Below are 15247 nucleotides of genomic sequence, written 5' to 3'. Positions count from 1 at the left end.
TCATTTACAGATTAGGAGGCTAGTTGTCCGCCGAGCGGCCCTCCCACTTGTAGAACCATAACATACTGAGAACGCCTGCGGCTATTGTCCCGGCAATACAAACGGATACGCCAGCAGCCAGACCCGTGTCGGCAAAAGGCTGCCAGCTTCCCGAATGCCGAAGCTCCAGCAGGGACAGGAAGCGGCCGCCCCAGGCGAAGGGAATATACGGCCACAGGATATCGCCAAGGCCGGTCAGCATCAGGGCAGCGAGCAGGCTTCCCGTAATGCCTATGCCGATGGAGATACCCCGGCCAAACCGCAGGCTGAGCGCGAAGTGAACCAGATAGAGCAGGATATTGCTTGCGAACAGGATTACGGCCCCGGTCAGATAAAAGAGTATGCCGTGCCGGTCCTGCCCCAGCAACCCGGCAAAGCCAAGGCTGAACAAGACGAAGATTAGCAGGACAGCCCCCAGGCTGAAGCCCAGCAGGAGCAGCAGCTTGCTTGCATAGGTGGTACTTCTTGCCGCAGGCAGGACCAGCATTCCCTGGAACCCTCCGGCGGTGGCTTCCTGCTCTGCCGCCATCGCACAGACCAGCCCGATCACAGTGGGGAAGGCACAGGCGACTGACTGCAGGAACGCCATCACCTTAACCCCTTCGCCCGCAGAGGAGATGGTATAGTAAGCCATGAACAGGGCAGCTCCAATCAGCGGAGTCAGCAGATGGATCAGGAGAAACGGGGTGCGCCGCATTTTGAGCAGATCGGCCTTGAGCAGACCCGGCAGTGCATTCATGCTACTTCGCCTCCTGTCTACGGAACCATAAGGTGGTCAGCAGGAACAGGAGGGCCAACCACCCGAGGGAGATCAGGGTACCGGGAAGAATCATATCTGTGCTGCGCAGCGGGCTGTCCGCCGGGACCGGCAGGCCGTTCGGCAGGATGGACAGCACCGGACACATGAGCTTGGCGGTAATCGCATAAGGATTGTAATCCCATAAGCCTCCCCTGTCGAATGCAACTACACCCAGTACGGTGCCGGACAGGTTCAGCAGAATTGCTGCGAATAATCCGAGCCGGGCAGCCAGAAACAGGCACAGCGGGATCTGCCACAGGAAGGTTAGGAAGATCAGTGCGCTGCCCGCCAGGCTGCTGCCCAGTGGAATGGTCTGACCGAACAGCAGGCCCCCGGCGGTAACGCCGATCAGGAACACGGCTAGAGTAGTGAGCAGCCAGCCGGTGCAGGCAAGGATTTTGCTGGTCCAGAGCGTACCCGGTGTAAAAGGCAGGGCCAGCACGCTGCGGTACTTCAGCTTGGCATCCCTCTGCAATACCAGCGAACAAGTCAGGCTCAACGCTCCGGGCAACAGCATAGTGTACCACCAGTTGTAAGCGCCGCTCTGGAACAGGCTTCCGCCCATGAGCACCGCACACAGCAGAAGCGCAATCGCCGGGGCCAGCCAGGTCAGCTTGGGAATGAAGGTCCGCCGCCATTTCAGGTGTTCGGCCCGTATGATGTTAAGCATGGACGGCACCGTCCCTCCGGTGTGCTGCGGCGACCTGCATGAACAGCGCTTCCAGGTCCTGATCCGGGGAGACCTCCCCCTGATAGCCCAGCACGCCGCCCGCGATGATGCCGATATGGTCTGCTGTCTGCTCCACCTCGGAGAGCAGGTGGCTCGACAGGATGACGGTGATCCCCTGCTGCGGGAAGGAGCGGATCAGCTCCCGCAGCTCCTGAATCCCGATCGGGTCCAGCCCGTTGGTCGGCTCGTCCAGAATCAGCAGCTCCGGCTGGTTCAGCAGGGCAATCGCGATGCCGAGCCGCTGCTTCATCCCCATGGAGAATTGTCCGGCCCGCTTTTTCCCGGTTGCCGTCAAATCTACAATCCCCAGCACCTCGTCAATACGTGACTGCGGAAGTCCGAGGGCCAGCGTGCGCACCTTCAGATTCTCCCGGGCGGTCAGATTATCGTAGAGCGGCGGCGCTTCAATTAACACTCCGATCCGGCTTAAGTCCGCCCGGGTCCATTCGCGGCCCTGGAAGAGAATCGATCCGGAATCGGGGCGGAGCATTCCGGTAATCATTTTGAGCAAAGTTGATTTGCCTGCGCCGTTCGGGCCAAGCAGCCCGTAGACGGAATTGCGTGCAACCGCCAGGGATACATTGTCTACAGCGGTGTGGCGTTTGAAGCTTTTACACAGGTTCTGTATTTCCAGAATATGTTCTTGCATTAGGTATCATCCTTTCTTCCTCTTCACTCTACAAGGAGATTCTAAGGATTCTGTAAGGATGATATGGCAGAGCCCCTGCCTGTTGAACAGGAGGGGCTCTGTGTGGACTTTGCTATATAGCCTGAAGGAATTAACGCCGCCGGAAGGCGCCGCCGCGGGCCAGAGCAAAGAAAATCAGCAAAGCGATAATTGCCCCGACAATCGCCGGGATCACATGGAAGCCGCCGACTACAGGGCCCCTTGGCCCCAGCAGCTCGGTACCCAGCCAGGAGCCGATGAAGCCTGCGATTACATTGCCCAGCACGCCTCCCGGAACATCACGGCCAATCAGATTGCCGCTCAGCCAGCCGATCAGTCCGCCGACAATGAGCACCCAGAGCAGATACATTGATTTGTCCCCTTTCTAGTTGGTTTATTCAAGGTATGTTGAGAAACGGGCAAGGTGAACCCCCTGGGAAGGTTTATTTTTGGAAAGTATAGGCTTGCGGCCAAGTCTCCGGGTACACCAGGGTGTGCGAACCAATGTATGCGAAAAACCGAACACAATAAGCTGGTAGCGGGTGCGCGGGCGCAATGTATGCGAAAAAGTGAATACAATGTGATACCGCGGGAGCATGTTGACCGAATGTATGCGAAAAACAGAACACAATATGCTGATGGCGGGTACGCGGGCGGAATGTGTGCGAAAAACCGAATATAATCGGCTCGGGCCGGGGACCCGGGCGGTGATAACAGGCGATCTGCACCGCAGGGAGATTAACGTTCATTGCCGGTGTTAATATTAGGTATAGGAGGAGGGAGCGGATGAGCAGAATTCTGGTGATTGATGATGAGGCGGCGCTGCGGGACCTGATTGAGCTGGTGCTGCGCAGAGAGAATTATGAGGTGCAGACAGCGGAGAACGGGAGTGCGGGACTGCTGGCGCTGGAATCCTTCCGGCCGGATCTGGTGGTGCTGGATCTGATGCTGCCGGATTGCTCGGGCTACGACCTGTGCCGGGAGATCACCAAAAGACAAGCGGTTCCTATTATCATGCTGTCGGCCAAAAATGAGATTATCGATAAGGTGCTGGGGCTGGAGCTGGGTGCCGAGGATTATATGACCAAGCCGTTCGATAACCGGGAGCTGCTGGCGCGGATCAAGGTGGTGCTCCGCAGAGCGCAGAGTAATGATCCGAAGCCGGGTGAGGAAGAGACCCGGATTACGCATGAAGACCTGACGTTCAATCTGGACACCCGGGTAGTGCAGAAGGGCGGTGCTCCGGTGGCCCTGACAGCCAAGGAATTCCGGATTCTGGAGACGCTGCTGAAGCGCCCGGACAAAATTTTCACCAGGGATGAGCTGCTGGAGATTGTCTGGGGCTATGACTTCATGGGGGACAGCCGCAGCGTGGATATGACGATTATGCGTCTTAGGAAGAAGCTGGAGGATGACGCGGAGAATCCGAAATACATCCGGACCGTCTATGGCTTCGGGTATCAGCTTGGAGGTGGCCCGCCCTGAAATACGCTACGAGGCTGGTGTTAATGTATCTGCTGTTCTCGGTGCTGTCCTTCGCCGTGATCATTATTTCTATTAATAAGGCGATTGATTACTTCAGCTTCGTCACGATCGAGAAGCAGATGATGGAGAAGGCCGATCTGGGCGAGATGTCCTTCCGGGAGGTGCTCTCCAGACATGAGCAGGAGGTGGAGGCGGGGCAGATGGAGGAGGTGGCGAGAAGTGCGCTGGAGACGTTAAAAGCCTCCGTCAAGGAGGTGCGCATCTATGACAGCAGCCAGAAGCTGCTGGGGCTCGCCGTGGACGGGATTGTGATCAATAACAAAACCCCCGTCATTTTTCCCGGGAATATCCAGAACGCTCTCAAGGGCGATTATGCGTACACGGTCTCGGAGGATTACCTGCTGTACTTCGCGGTTCCGATTCAAGACATGTATTATCAGAACAGCTATGTATACGAGTTCGTGGAGGATATCTCCTATTTCTATACCATCATGGATCAGATCCGCTCGATCCTGTTCGCGGGTGCGGGAGGGTTCATTATCCTGATTGCGCTCTCCAGTATCTTCATCGCCCGGAATACGACGAAGCCGATCAAGTATCTGCTGGGTGCTACGGAGAGCTTCTCCAAGCAGCAATTCCGTGAGGTTCGGCTGAACCGGAAGGATGAGCTGGGGATGCTGGCGGCCGGCCTGAACCGGATGGGGGTTCAGCTCAGCGGATATATCGAGCACCAGAAGCAGTTCGTCTCGAATGTATCCCATGAGCTGAAGACGCCGCTCGCCGCGATCAAGGGGTTCTCCCAATACCTGTATGAGGGCGAGGATGAGGATGAGGAGCTGCAGCGGATCTACTTCCATCTGGTGAATGAATCGGACCGCCTGACCCGGCTGGTCAATGAGCTGCTCATGCTGTCGCGGTTCGACAAGGCAGGGCAGGACGGAATTGATGCCGAGACAACAGACCTGACGCAGCTTGCTGCGCAGGTAGCCAGCGGAATACGGGCCAAGGCGGAGAGTAAGGGGATTAAGCTTACGGTCCGGCAGGGTCCGCCCGCCTTCGTCAATGTTAATCAGGTGCTGATGTCCCACGCCATTGCCAATGTGCTGGACAACGCGATTAAATACTCCGGTCCCCGTACTACTATAACTATTGAAACATCAGTCCGGCAGCAGGAAGCCGCCGTGCAGATCAGCGATCAGGGCATCGGCATCAGCGTGGATGAGCTTACCCGTGTGCAGGAGCGGTTCTACCGGGCAAGCAATGCCGGCGGGGCAGGCGGAACGGGGCTGGGGCTGTCCATCTGTAAGGAGATTGCCGGGAGATTCGGCGGGCACCTGGATATAGAGAGCCAGCTCGGCGCGGGAACGACCGTCTCCATCCGTCTGCCGCTCCTGTGACGTGACGTTACAAGACTGATACAACTCTGTTATTACACTAATAAATGCTTTTCGTATACTAACCTCATACCAAACAAACAACGCGTCCAATCGCGTACATTCATGGAGGGATACTTATGGGAACATTTAAGAAACCGGCAGCTCTGCTGCTGTCCTCAGTATTGTTAATGACACTTCTGGCCGGGTGCCAGTCTGATTCAGCCGCTCCTGCGGCAACCCCTTCGGCAGAGCCTACCACTGAAGCGGCGGCCACAGCGGCACCGGAAGCTTCGGCTACCCCTGCTGCTACGGAGACACCGGCCGAGGCAACCCCTGCGGCTTCAGCAGGCAGCTCGGAGGCGATCAAGGAGGGGACCATCGAGAAGGAAGGGAATGTGATTCTGAAGGAGCTGGCTTTTGTCTATAAGGACCAGACCATCGCCCTCTCCGACATTGTGGATGATGCCAAGCTGGAGAGTATGCTGGGGAAGGCAACAAATAAGACATCGCACACTTATTCCGTAGATGATGGTAAGAATATGGATACCCTGATCGGCCGAACAGAGAAGACGTATACCTTCCCGGGCCTTGAGATTAAGACCATTGATTCGGGTGACGGCAAGCAGTTCTACATCTTCAGCATGAAGATTACCGATCCGAAGTACGCTACTGTCCGCAATATTAAGGTTGGAGACAGCCTGGATACGCTCAAAAAAGCCTATCCCGAAGGCAAGCTGACCGGAGACGGTGCACCTGAGGAAGAGGATGACTTCCGGTTCGCGCCAAGCAACTATGTGGATTATATGCTGTTCCACGTCAAGGGCGCCAAGGTTGAAAGCATAAGCATCTCCACGCTGCTGGACTAAACCAGTCCCCTGATTCAGCAGAATAATTGAACAGCCCTGCCGCTTCACGGCCTGTAACGGTCATGAAGCAGTCAGGGCTGTTTTATTCCGCAGGCGATGGCTCCAGCACCCGCACCGTCTCCCCCTCTATCAGCTCAGGCAGATAGTAGTTGCTGTTCTTCAGGTCTTTTTTACCCTGGAGCTTCTTAATGACCCATTCAGCGGCGTCACGGCCCATTCTCTCCTGCGGGTGGGTCAGCGTCGTCAGCTTGATCCCCGCATTCTTGGCAATATAAGAATTGTCCTGCCCGATAATGGACAGCTCCCCCGGAATCGAGATCCCCAGCTCGCGGCACACCTTGACCACCTCCAGCCCTACCTCATCGTTATAGCAGACGATAGCGGTCAGCACCTCTCTGTTCTCTGTCAGGAATTGCTCCAGATTGGCTGACAGCACCTGCTTGGATTCGGTATCGAAGGAGAGCACCTGCTCCGGGTGGAAGCGCAGCTTGGCTTCGCCGAGCGCCTTGATGTAGCCCTTCATGCGGTATTTGCCCTGGAGATCGTCCATTTTGGCAATAATCCCGATCTGGGTGTGGCCCTTCGCGATCAGCTCCCGGGTCGCCAGATAACTGGACTGCACATCATCCAGACAGAAGAACGGCACCTCCAGCTCCTCATAGTAGGCGTTAATCATGATGAACGGGACGTCCTGCTCCTTAAACGACAGGTAGTAGGCGATGTTCGGATTGTACAGGTTGCTCTTGGTCGGCTCGATGATCAGCCCGTCTACTCCGTAGGACAGCATCATCTCCAGCGCCTTCTTCTCCTGGGCGACATCATTATTCGTGCTGGCGAGCAGCAGCGAATAGTTGTCCTCATTCAGCCTGCTCTCGATGCCCCGGATAATCGACGGGAAAATATAATCGGAGAGGTAGGTAGTTATTACACCGATTGTCCGTTTGCTGGGGCCGCCCCCGGCTCTGGACCGGAACTGGTGGCTGACATAGGTGCCCGAGCCTTTCTCGCTGCGCAGGAAGCCCTCGTTGGACAGCTCCAGAATCGCCTTCCGCACGGTCTGGCGGCTGACGCCGTACATCTCCTGGAGCGCCGATTCGGTCGGAATTTGTTCGCCCACACTGTAGGTGCCGGACAGGATGTTGCTTTTGAGTTCATCGAATATGATCTGGTACTTGGTTCGCACACGGGTCACTTCTTTCATAGTTGTTCTTATGTGGAGTGGAGAAATTATTGTAGTTGTACGTACATATTATAGCTTGAATATAAGCTTTATATCCTCATATGTCTACTATATATACTGATTTGCGTAAAATAAGACTGATTATCCGGTAAATTTGTAGGTATATCTTATATCTGTTGTTGACAAATGTACGAACAAAAAATATACTAAGGCTGTTCATAAAGGAAGCGTATTCTTTTGATTCATCATATGTAACACAGTTTGGTTCAGAGAGGAGTCACGCATGGATCAGAATATCAAGCAAGCGATACTTCAGGGAGAGACTTCACTGGGTATCGAATTTGGGTCCACACGCATTAAGGCGGTGCTGATTGACCGGCAATTCGGGACGGTTGCAGCGGGAAGCTACGAGTGGGAGAACCTGCTGGAAGGCGGGTACTGGACGTATCCTTTGACGGATATTATCAAGGGCCTGCAGGCGGCTTACCGTGAGATGAAGCAGGAGGTCCTGGAGAAATACGGGGTTACCTTGACTTCGATCGGTTCGATCGGATTCTCGGCCATGATGCATGGATATATGGCTTTTGACAGTGCAGGGGAGCTGCTGGTTCCGTTCCGGACCTGGCGTAATGCTACCACCGGTGCTGCGGCCAAAGCATTAACGGAGCTGTTCCAGTTCAATATTCCTGAGCGCTGGACGATTGCCCATCTGTATCAGGCGATTCTGAACGGCGAAGAGCATGTTCCGCAGGCAACGTTCGTAACGACGCTGGGCGGATATATTCACTGGCTGCTGACCGGCAGCAAAGCCATCGGTATCGGCGATGCCTCCGGGGTCTTCCCTATAGATGAAGCTTCGCAGGATTACCATCCGGCCATGGTCCGCCAATTCGACGAGCTGGTTGCCGCCAAGAACTACCCTTGGAAGCTGAGCGATCTCCTTCCGAAGGTCTACCCGGCAGGCGAGCAGGCTGGCGTATTGACGGAAGCCGGGGCGAAGCTGCTGGATGAATCCGGGGATCTGCAGGCCGGTATTCCGCTGTGTCCGCCGGAAGGAGATGCCGGAACAGGAATGGTCGCTACGAACAGTGTCCGCAAGCGGACCGGGAACATCTCGGTAGGCACCTCCGTATTTGCGATGATCGTACTGGAGAAGGAGCTTAGCGCAGTCTATCCGGAGATTGATATGGTCACTACCCCGGACGGCAGTCCGGTGGGGATGGTTCATGCCAACAACTGCTCCAGTGATATCAATGCCTGGGTCGGCCTGTTCCGCGAATTCTCCGAGGCGATGGGCTTCAAGGCTGATCCGGGGCATGTGTTCAGCGTCCTGTTCGGCAAGGTGCTGGAGGCAGACGCCGATGGCGGCGGGCTGCTCAGCTACGGCTATTTCTCGGGTGAGAACATCACCGGGCTGGAGAAGGGACGGCCGCTGTTCGTCCGTTCGCCGGAGAGCCGCTTCACGCTGGGCAACTTTATGCGGACGCATCTGTTCTCCGCTTTTGGCGCGCTGAAGATCGGGATGGATATTCTGACCCGCAAGGAGCAGGTATCGATCGACAGCATTCTGGCCCACGGCGGCTTGTTCAAGACGCCTGTGGTCGGACAGCGGATTGTGGCTGCGGCGACGAATGTTCCGGTCTCGGTCATGGCTACCGCCGGCGAGGGCGGGGCATGGGGGATGGCAATTCTGGCCTCTTATATGAAGAACCGGGAGACGCAGGAGCGTCTGGACGACTTCCTCGACCAGAAGGTGTTCAAGGATATTGAAGGCGAGACGATTCATCCGGTTGAGGCGGATGTGAAGGGCTTCGAGCTGTTCATGGAACGCTACACGGCGGGGCTGGCAATTGAGCAGGCCGCTGTAGATCATCTGGTAGAGAACGGGAGGAATTAAGCAATGCTGGAGCAACTGAAGGAAGAGGTATTCGAGGCGAATCTGGAGCTGCCTAAGCACGGGCTGGTGAAATACACCTGGGGTAATGTGAGCGCGGTGGACCGGGCCAGCGGCCTGTTCGTCATCAAGCCGAGCGGTGTCAGCTATGACAAGATGAAGCCGAGCGATATGGTGGTTGTGGATTTTGACGGCAATGTGGTAGAAGGAGAGATGCGGCCGTCGTCGGATACACCGACCCATGCCGTGCTCTATAAGCATTATGCGGAGATCGGCGGCATCGTGCATACGCATTCCACCTGGGCGACCATCTGGGCGCAAGCCGGACTGGACGTTCCGGTCATGGGTACGACCCATGCCGACACCTTCTACGGGTCTGTACCGTGCACCCGGTTCCTGACCCAGGAGGAGATTGACCGCGGTTATGAAGCAGAGACCGGACATGTGATCATCGAGACCTTCGAGCAGCGGGGGCTGGATGTGATGGCCGTTCCCGGCGTGCTGCTGAAGGGCCATGCGCCGTTCACCTGGGGCAAGGATGCCCATGCCGCTGTGATGAACAGTGTCGTGCTGGAGGAAGTGTCCAAGATGAACCATTTCGCCCGCCAGCTCAACACCTTCGCTGAGGAGCTGCCGCAGCGGATTCTGGACAAACACTATCTGCGTAAGCACGGCAAGGATGCGTATTACGGACAGAAGTAACTGACTTTTACCATTCCATTAGAGAAGAGGATGAATCATATGTCAACAGTAAGCGGCAAGCAATTCTGGTTCGTAGTAGGATCGCAGCATCTGTACGGAGATGAAGCGCTCGGTGAAGTGAAGGCTCACGCGCAGGAAATGACCGATGCACTCAATAACAGCGGGGTGCTTCCTTATCCGCTGGTGCTGCAGGACTTAGCCGTCAGCGCCGACAAAATCACCTCCATCATGAAAGAAGTGAACTACCGTGACGAGGTTGCCGGGGTTATCACCTGGATGCACACCTTCTCCCCGGCCAAAATGTGGATTCGCGGCACGAAGCTGCTGCAGAAGCCGCTGCTGCATCTGGCTACCCAGTACAATGAGAGCATTCCTTGGGCAACGATTGACATGGACTTCATGAACCTGAACCAGGCTGCCCATGGCGACCGTGAGTATGGCTTCATCAATGCCCGCCTGAAGAAACAGAACAAGGTTGTTGTAGGATATTGGGAACGCCCTGAAGTCCAGAAGCAGATTGCTGAGTGGATGGACGTAGCTGTAGCTTATAACGAAAGCTTCAACATCAAGGTTGCCCGCTTCGGCGACAACATGCGTAACGTGGGCGTGACTGAAGGCGACAAGGTAGAAGCCCAGATCCAGTTCGGCTGGACGGTGGACTACTTCGGCATCGGCGATCTGGTCGCTTATGTGAATGAAGTGAAGCAGGAAGAGATCGATGCCCTGTTCGCTGAATATACTAAGCTGTATGCCGTTGATTATGGCACGTACAGCAAGGAAGATTGGGAAGCCAGCGTGAAGGTGCAGGCCAGCTATGAGATTGCCCTTAAGCGCTTCCTGGATGCAGGCGGCTACAATGCCTTCACCTCCAACTTCGAGGACCTGCACGGCATGAAGCAGCTTCCGGGTCTGGCTGTTCAGCGTCTGATGGCTCAAGGCTACGGCTTCGCCGGTGAAGGGGACTGGAAGACTGCGGCCCTGGACCGCCTGATGAAGGTGATGAGCCACAACCTGAACACCGGGTTCATGGAAGATTACACCTATGAAATGGCTGCCGGACAGGAAGCGATTCTCCAGTCGCACATGCTGGAGGTTGATCCGAGCCTGGCCGCGAACCAGCCGAAGATCATCGTCTCCCCGCTGGGTATCGGCGACCGTGAAGATCCGGCCCGTCTCGTATTCGACGGCAAGGCTGGCGAAGGCGTAGTAGTGTCTATGGCCGACTTCGGCACACACTACAAGCTGCTGATCAACGAGGTTACTGCATTCGAGCCAACGGTTCCGGCTCCGAAGCTGCCGGTAGCCCGCGTGCTGTGGCAGGTGAAGCCGAACTTCCAGGACGGCGTGAGAGCCTGGATCGAGAACGGCGGCGGCCACCACACCGTCGTATCGCTGAACCTGACCACCGATCAGATCGTTACCTATGCGAAGCTGGTTGGCCTGGAGTATGTAATTATTAAGTAATTAAGTTACTTGTTAAAGTAAAACATGTTAAGAAGAGCGAGGGGGCGTATAGCCCTCTCGCTCTTTTTGTTTGGCAGGTATGGGGAGTGCGGCGGCGAGATCCAAAAGCATCTGCCTGCTCTACCGGGAAGCGTGGGCCGAATGTATGCGAAAAACTGAACACAATGCGCCCCTGTGAGGGTACCCGGCCAATGTATGCGAAAAACCGAACACAATGCGCCCCTGTGAGGGTACGCGGCCTAATGTATGCGAAAAACCGATCACAATGGGCAGGCGTGGGGCAATCGGCTTGAATGTAATCGGAAAACCGATCACAATGGGCAGGCGCGAGGCAATCGGCTTGAATGTAATCGGAAAACCGAACACAATGGGCAGGCGCGAGGCAATCGGCTCGAATGTAATCGGAAAACCGATCACAATGGGCAGGCGCGAGGCAATCGGCTCGAATGTAATCGGAAAACCGATTACAATGGGCTCGCGCAGCAGTGTGCCTGCCGATTGTGCAGGCGCAGCCGTTCATGTCCCAATTGTCCCTCCCCTCCCTACTGCCCCCACCTCCCACTCACTTCTTATTCCGCGCGCGGTATTGCTGCGGCGTGGCGCCGGTGACCCGCTTGAACAGGTTCGAGAAGCTGCCCAGGCTGGTGTAGCCCACCTGCTCGGCGATGTCGGTAATCTTCAGCTCGGTGCCCTCCAGCAATTGCTTGGCCTTCTGCAGCCGCTCCTGAATGATCACATCCGAGATCGACAGCCCGGTCTCCTTCTTGAACAGCCGGGAGAGATAGGCCGGGTTCAGGTACACATACGCGGCCAGCTCATCCCGGGTAATCTCCTCGCTCAGGCGGGAGCGGATATACTGCCTGATCTTGGACACCGTGGCTGAGGACACGTTATTGCTGGACTGCAATAACCGCAGGGCCGCCCGGAGACAATCCATCGCCCAGCTCTGGAGGGTGGCGGAATGCTTCGGATAATTCTCCTTCTCCATCAGCGCCTTCAGCTCCGCAGAGGCATGGGCCGACAGGCCTTTTTTGGCCAGGACGGTGTGCAGAATGAACAGAATGCCGTGAATGAGCTGGCGGTGCAGCTCGCTGGTCCAGCGGTCCGCCTGGATACCCGCGAACCACAGGTTCACGCGCCGCTCCAGCTCCTCCAGCTCCCCCGACTCCAGCAGGGTGGCCCATTCGCTGAAGATATGCATCGGTGCTGCCTGTGGCAGGGACTCCAGCGGCGTCTCCCGGCCGTGTTCCTGGTCCTCCGGGCCAAACACCTGCCGCGAATGGGTCAGGTTGCGCTGCTCCCGCTCGGTGACATAGGTATAGGCGCTCATAATCTCGGACAGGACGACGCCCGGACTGATATAGATGGACAAGGAGCAGTGCAGCAGCTGTTCGCAGGTATTCAGGAAGGTGTGGCCGTTCTGCTCCAGCTTGCGGCGGACCGCATGCAAGACATCCCGCACATAGATCACCGCCAGGTTGTGGCCGGCCTGATCCTGCAGCACGGTGCCCTCCAGTCCGCTGAGCAGCAGCTCCTCTGCCAGGTTGCGCAGTGCATACTCCATGATCGTCTCATCCCGCGCGCTGAGGTTCTCCTTCCATTGCTCCAGCCCGAGCAGCACGAGGAAGTAGCGGTCATCTGGCCGCAGGTCCAGATTGTAGGTATGCGCCGGGATGGTGAGCGATTCCAGGCTGGGGGCAGCGCGCTGGCTGAGGATATCCTGCCAGAACCGTTCCACCAGTAGCGGCAGCTGATGCTCCCATTTCCTCCGGTATTCCCGGATCAGAGACTCGAATTCCTGCTGCTCCTTCTGCCTGCTGATCTCGGCCAGCGCCTCGCGGGAGACCTTCATCAGCTCCTCGTAGTCCACCGGCTTGAGCAGATAATGAAAAGCGCCCAGGGAGATCGCACGCTGCGCATACTCGAAATCAGCATGGCAGGTCAGCATAATCGTCAGGGTGCGGGGCGAGGACTGCTTCACCCAGGCCAGCAGCTCCAGGCCGCTTCTGCCCGGCATTTCGATGTCGCAGATCAGCAGGTCTACGGGCTGCTGCTCCAGAACAGCGATGGCCTGCTCCACATTCTCCGCCAGACAGACATCCGACACGCCAAGCACGTTCCAGTTCACTCCCTGCTGGAGGCCGAGCAAGGCGAAATATTGGTCATCAACGATCAGCGCTCTGCACATCGCTTATCACATCTCCCTCTGAACGGGCAGCCGGATCTCCACTACAGCCCCTCCGTCAGGAGCGTTGCGGAAGGTCAGCCTTGCCCGGTTGTTGTAGAACATTATCATGCGTCTGTAGACATTCCATATGCCCAGATGGCGGTCTGTCGGCTTGCGCTCATACAGGCCCTGATTGAGCCTGTCCATCTGATCGGCGGAGAAGCCCGGCCCGGAATCTCTGATGCAGATTATTATACTGGGGTCGCCGCTCTCCAAGGTTTCTTCATGAACCGAGATACCGACAGCGAAGGGCTTGGCATTGTTGATGAAGCCGTGCTTGATCGCGTTCTCCACGAAGGGCTGGATCAGCAGCGGCGGAATCAGGGTATGCTCAAGCTCCGGCGGAAGCTGCACCTCATAAGACAGCTTGTTCGGATACATAACCATCTGGATCTCGATATAGTTCTGAATATGATTCAGCTCACTGCGGAGCGGTATCCAGGTGTCGTTGGTATTCATAATGAAGCGGAAGTGGGAGACGAGGTGGCCGATCATTTTTTTGATCAGGGCATATTGCTTAAGCTCCACCAGGTGGAAGACAATATTCAAGGAATTCATGAAAAAATGCGGATTGATCTGTGCCTGAAGATGCTTCAGCTCAGCCTGCTGCACCTTCATCTGCTCTTCATACACATCAATCTTCAGATTGCCGATCTGCTCCGCCATCTGGTTGAATTGCCGGTTAATGATCTGGAACTCGCGGGTATTACCTTCCTTCAGCCGGTACTCCAGCTGCCCCTTCCCCAGAATCCGCATCCCGCTGGTCAGATGCTGGATCGGCTTGAACACCAGCCGGCTGAGCAGCGCCAGGAGGATCGCCATAATAATAATAATCGCAATGGGGATCACCTTGATGATCCGCTGGAAGACGGGCAGCTCGTCCAGAATCGACTTCTCGTCCAGCAGGATGAACACATTGAGATTGGAATACTGTGAGGGCTTGTCGATCAGCAGATAATGATTGCCGTTGCTCAGCCGGATCGTTGCATCCACCGGACGGTCAGGCTGGCCCAACTGGCTGCGGATGAGGCCCAGATCCTCGTCAGAGAACTGCCCCCACAGCAATTTGCCGTCACTGCTGACCATGCCGATCTGCTCGCTGCCTCCGGTGGACTCCAGATGAGTTAAGGGCTGGGCCAGGGAATCGATGCTGACCAGAACGCCCATCTGGAGCCGGCCGCTCTTGTCCGGCAGCACCTTGAACAGCACCGGCTCCCCGCCGAGCGTGACGGTCTCCCACTTCAGGGAGCCCTGGAGATTAGGCGACTTCAAGCGGGAGGACAGCCCGGAGGCGATCATCTCCTTCTCCTGGTAGTACTCCCGCTGGCTGCTGAGGAACAGCTCATCCCGGTCCTGATGGTAGACGAAGACGCTGCGGATGATCGTATAGTAGCTGACATCGCTGTACCACTGGTCCATCAGCTTGCGGATAGACAGATAATAATTAACGCTGTCCGGGCCGCTGTCCGAATACAGCTCCAGCAGCATATTCTCGTTGGCCGTTCGCAGCAGATAATGGCTGGTCTGCTCCAGCAGCTCATCGAGTGTACCTAAGTGAAGGGTCAGCGTATCTGAGGCTGACTTGGCCACCTTTTCCCGGACAATGTTGGAGGAATACAGATTAGTGTAAGAGAGAAAAAGGAACAGCGGCGTGACCAGCAGCAGCACCAGGGCACTCACCTTGAATCGCAAAGACAGTTTCATAGCCTCACCCCTTATCCTTAGGTACATGTATGCGCTGAGCGGCAGGAAAGGGGAAGGACGGCGGCCGTCCTTCCCCTTGGCTTAAAATATAAGAATTTATATGTTCCACACGAT

General features: G+C 56.3%; 13 protein-coding genes. 6 read left to right on the top strand and 7 right to left on the bottom strand.

Going from position 1 to position 15247, the window contains the following annotated elements:
- Positions 1–19 precede the first annotated feature (19 nt).
- The 4 genes from MHI24_RS15335 to MHI24_RS15320 all read right to left on the bottom strand — a co-directional run bounded on the left by MHI24_RS15335 (position 20) and on the right by MHI24_RS15320 (position 2605).
- Positions 20–778 carry a lantibiotic immunity ABC transporter MutG family permease subunit gene (locus tag MHI24_RS15335; protein WP_340026455.1) on the bottom strand — a complete coding sequence of 253 codons (759 nt, stop codon included), beginning with the start codon at positions 776–778 and terminating at the stop codon, positions 20–22.
- A gap of 1 nt (position 779) precedes the next feature.
- On the bottom strand, positions 780–1508 hold the full coding sequence (locus tag MHI24_RS15330) for a lantibiotic immunity ABC transporter MutE/EpiE family permease subunit (protein WP_340026454.1): 729 nt from the start codon (positions 1506–1508) through the stop codon (positions 780–782).
- Positions 1501–2217 (bottom strand): lantibiotic protection ABC transporter ATP-binding protein, encoded by a 717-nt coding sequence (locus MHI24_RS15325; RefSeq protein ID WP_340026453.1) that lies wholly within the window; start codon positions 2215–2217, stop codon positions 1501–1503. Before MHI24_RS15325 ends, MHI24_RS15330 begins: the two co-directional genes overlap by 8 nt.
- A 130-nt stretch (positions 2218–2347) precedes the next feature.
- Positions 2348–2605, bottom strand: coding sequence for a GlsB/YeaQ/YmgE family stress response membrane protein (locus MHI24_RS15320; protein ID WP_340026452.1), 258 nt, complete (start codon positions 2603–2605; stop codon positions 2348–2350).
- 416 nt (positions 2606–3021) lie between these two features.
- On the opposite strand from MHI24_RS15320, the gene MHI24_RS15315 reads away from it, so the two are divergent.
- The 3 genes from MHI24_RS15315 to MHI24_RS15305 all read left to right on the top strand — a co-directional run bounded on the left by MHI24_RS15315 (position 3022) and on the right by MHI24_RS15305 (position 5962).
- Positions 3022–3720, top strand: coding sequence for a response regulator transcription factor (locus tag MHI24_RS15315; RefSeq protein WP_340026451.1), 699 nt, complete (start codon positions 3022–3024; stop codon positions 3718–3720).
- Positions 3721–3743: 23 nt separating this feature from the next.
- The gene (locus MHI24_RS15310) at positions 3744–5117 is read left to right on the top strand and encodes a HAMP domain-containing sensor histidine kinase (RefSeq protein WP_340026450.1); all 1374 of its coding nucleotides are present in this window, start codon (positions 3744–3746) and stop codon (positions 5115–5117) included.
- Positions 5118–5233: 116 nt separating this feature from the next.
- On the top strand, positions 5234–5962 hold the full coding sequence (locus MHI24_RS15305) for a hypothetical protein (protein ID WP_340026449.1): 729 nt from the start codon (positions 5234–5236) through the stop codon (positions 5960–5962).
- Positions 5963–6044: 82 nt separating this feature from the next.
- Here the strand turns inward: MHI24_RS15305 and MHI24_RS15300 are convergent, their stop codons facing one another.
- Entirely contained in the window at positions 6045–7145 is a 1101-nt protein-coding gene (locus tag MHI24_RS15300; protein WP_340026448.1) for a GntR family transcriptional regulator, read from the bottom strand.
- Between the two features lie 280 nt (positions 7146–7425).
- On the opposite strand from MHI24_RS15300, the gene MHI24_RS15295 reads away from it, so the two are divergent.
- The 3 genes from MHI24_RS15295 to araA are packed head-to-tail and all read left to right on the top strand — an operon-like array spanning position 7426 to position 11202.
- Positions 7426–9039 carry an FGGY-family carbohydrate kinase gene (locus MHI24_RS15295; RefSeq protein WP_340026447.1) on the top strand — a complete coding sequence of 538 codons (1614 nt, stop codon included), beginning with the start codon at positions 7426–7428 and terminating at the stop codon, positions 9037–9039.
- 3 nt (positions 9040–9042) lie between these two features.
- Positions 9043–9738 carry an L-ribulose-5-phosphate 4-epimerase gene (locus MHI24_RS15290; RefSeq protein ID WP_340026446.1) on the top strand — a complete coding sequence of 232 codons (696 nt, stop codon included), beginning with the start codon at positions 9043–9045 and terminating at the stop codon, positions 9736–9738.
- A 39-nt stretch (positions 9739–9777) separates the two neighbouring features.
- The gene (gene araA / locus MHI24_RS15285) at positions 9778–11202 is read left to right on the top strand and encodes an L-arabinose isomerase (protein ID WP_340026445.1); all 1425 of its coding nucleotides are present in this window, start codon (positions 9778–9780) and stop codon (positions 11200–11202) included.
- Positions 11203–11764: 562 nt separating this feature from the next.
- On the opposite strand, the gene MHI24_RS15280 is transcribed toward araA, so the two are convergent.
- Both MHI24_RS15280 and MHI24_RS15275 read right to left on the bottom strand, forming a co-directional pair.
- A complete protein-coding gene (locus tag MHI24_RS15280) occupies positions 11765–13390 on the bottom strand; it encodes a response regulator (RefSeq protein WP_340026444.1) in 1626 nt (541 codons plus the stop codon).
- Positions 13391–13396: 6 nt separating this feature from the next.
- Complete coding sequence (locus tag MHI24_RS15275) at positions 13397–15133, bottom strand: histidine kinase (RefSeq protein WP_340026443.1); 1737 nt, start codon at positions 15131–15133, stop codon at positions 13397–13399.
- Between the last annotated feature and the right edge of the window lie 114 nt (positions 15134–15247).

The sequence above is a fragment of the Paenibacillus sp. FSL K6-1096 genome (assembly GCF_037977055.1).
Taxonomy (GTDB): Bacteria; Bacillota; Bacilli; order Paenibacillales; family Paenibacillaceae; genus Paenibacillus_AQ.
This window is presented reverse-complemented; position numbering and strand designations above follow the sequence as displayed.

Excerpts from the sequence above, each read along its gene's own strand:
- MHI24_RS15335 (WP_340026455.1), bottom strand. The coding sequence starts at position 778 with ATGAATGCACTGCCGGGTCTGCTCAAGGCCGATCTGCTCAAAATGCGG.
- MHI24_RS15330 (WP_340026454.1), bottom strand. The coding sequence starts at position 1,508 with ATGCTTAACATCATACGGGCCGAACACCTGAAATGGCGGCGGACCTTC.
- MHI24_RS15325 (WP_340026453.1), bottom strand. The coding sequence starts at position 2,217 with ATGCAAGAACATATTCTGGAAATACAGAACCTGTGTAAAAGCTTCAAA.
- MHI24_RS15320 (WP_340026452.1), bottom strand. The coding sequence starts at position 2,605 with ATGTATCTGCTCTGGGTGCTCATTGTCGGCGGACTGATCGGCTGGCTG.
- MHI24_RS15315 (WP_340026451.1), top strand. The coding sequence starts at position 3,022 with ATGAGCAGAATTCTGGTGATTGATGATGAGGCGGCGCTGCGGGACCTG.
- MHI24_RS15310 (WP_340026450.1), top strand. The coding sequence starts at position 3,744 with ATGTATCTGCTGTTCTCGGTGCTGTCCTTCGCCGTGATCATTATTTCT.
- MHI24_RS15305 (WP_340026449.1), top strand. The coding sequence starts at position 5,234 with ATGGGAACATTTAAGAAACCGGCAGCTCTGCTGCTGTCCTCAGTATTG.
- MHI24_RS15295 (WP_340026447.1), top strand. The coding sequence starts at position 7,426 with ATGGATCAGAATATCAAGCAAGCGATACTTCAGGGAGAGACTTCACTG.
- MHI24_RS15290 (WP_340026446.1), top strand. The coding sequence starts at position 9,043 with ATGCTGGAGCAACTGAAGGAAGAGGTATTCGAGGCGAATCTGGAGCTG.
- araA (WP_340026445.1), top strand. The coding sequence starts at position 9,778 with ATGTCAACAGTAAGCGGCAAGCAATTCTGGTTCGTAGTAGGATCGCAG.
- MHI24_RS15280 (WP_340026444.1), bottom strand. The coding sequence starts at position 13,390 with ATGTGCAGAGCGCTGATCGTTGATGACCAATATTTCGCCTTGCTCGGC.
- MHI24_RS15275 (WP_340026443.1), bottom strand. The coding sequence starts at position 15,133 with ATGAAACTGTCTTTGCGATTCAAGGTGAGTGCCCTGGTGCTGCTGCTG.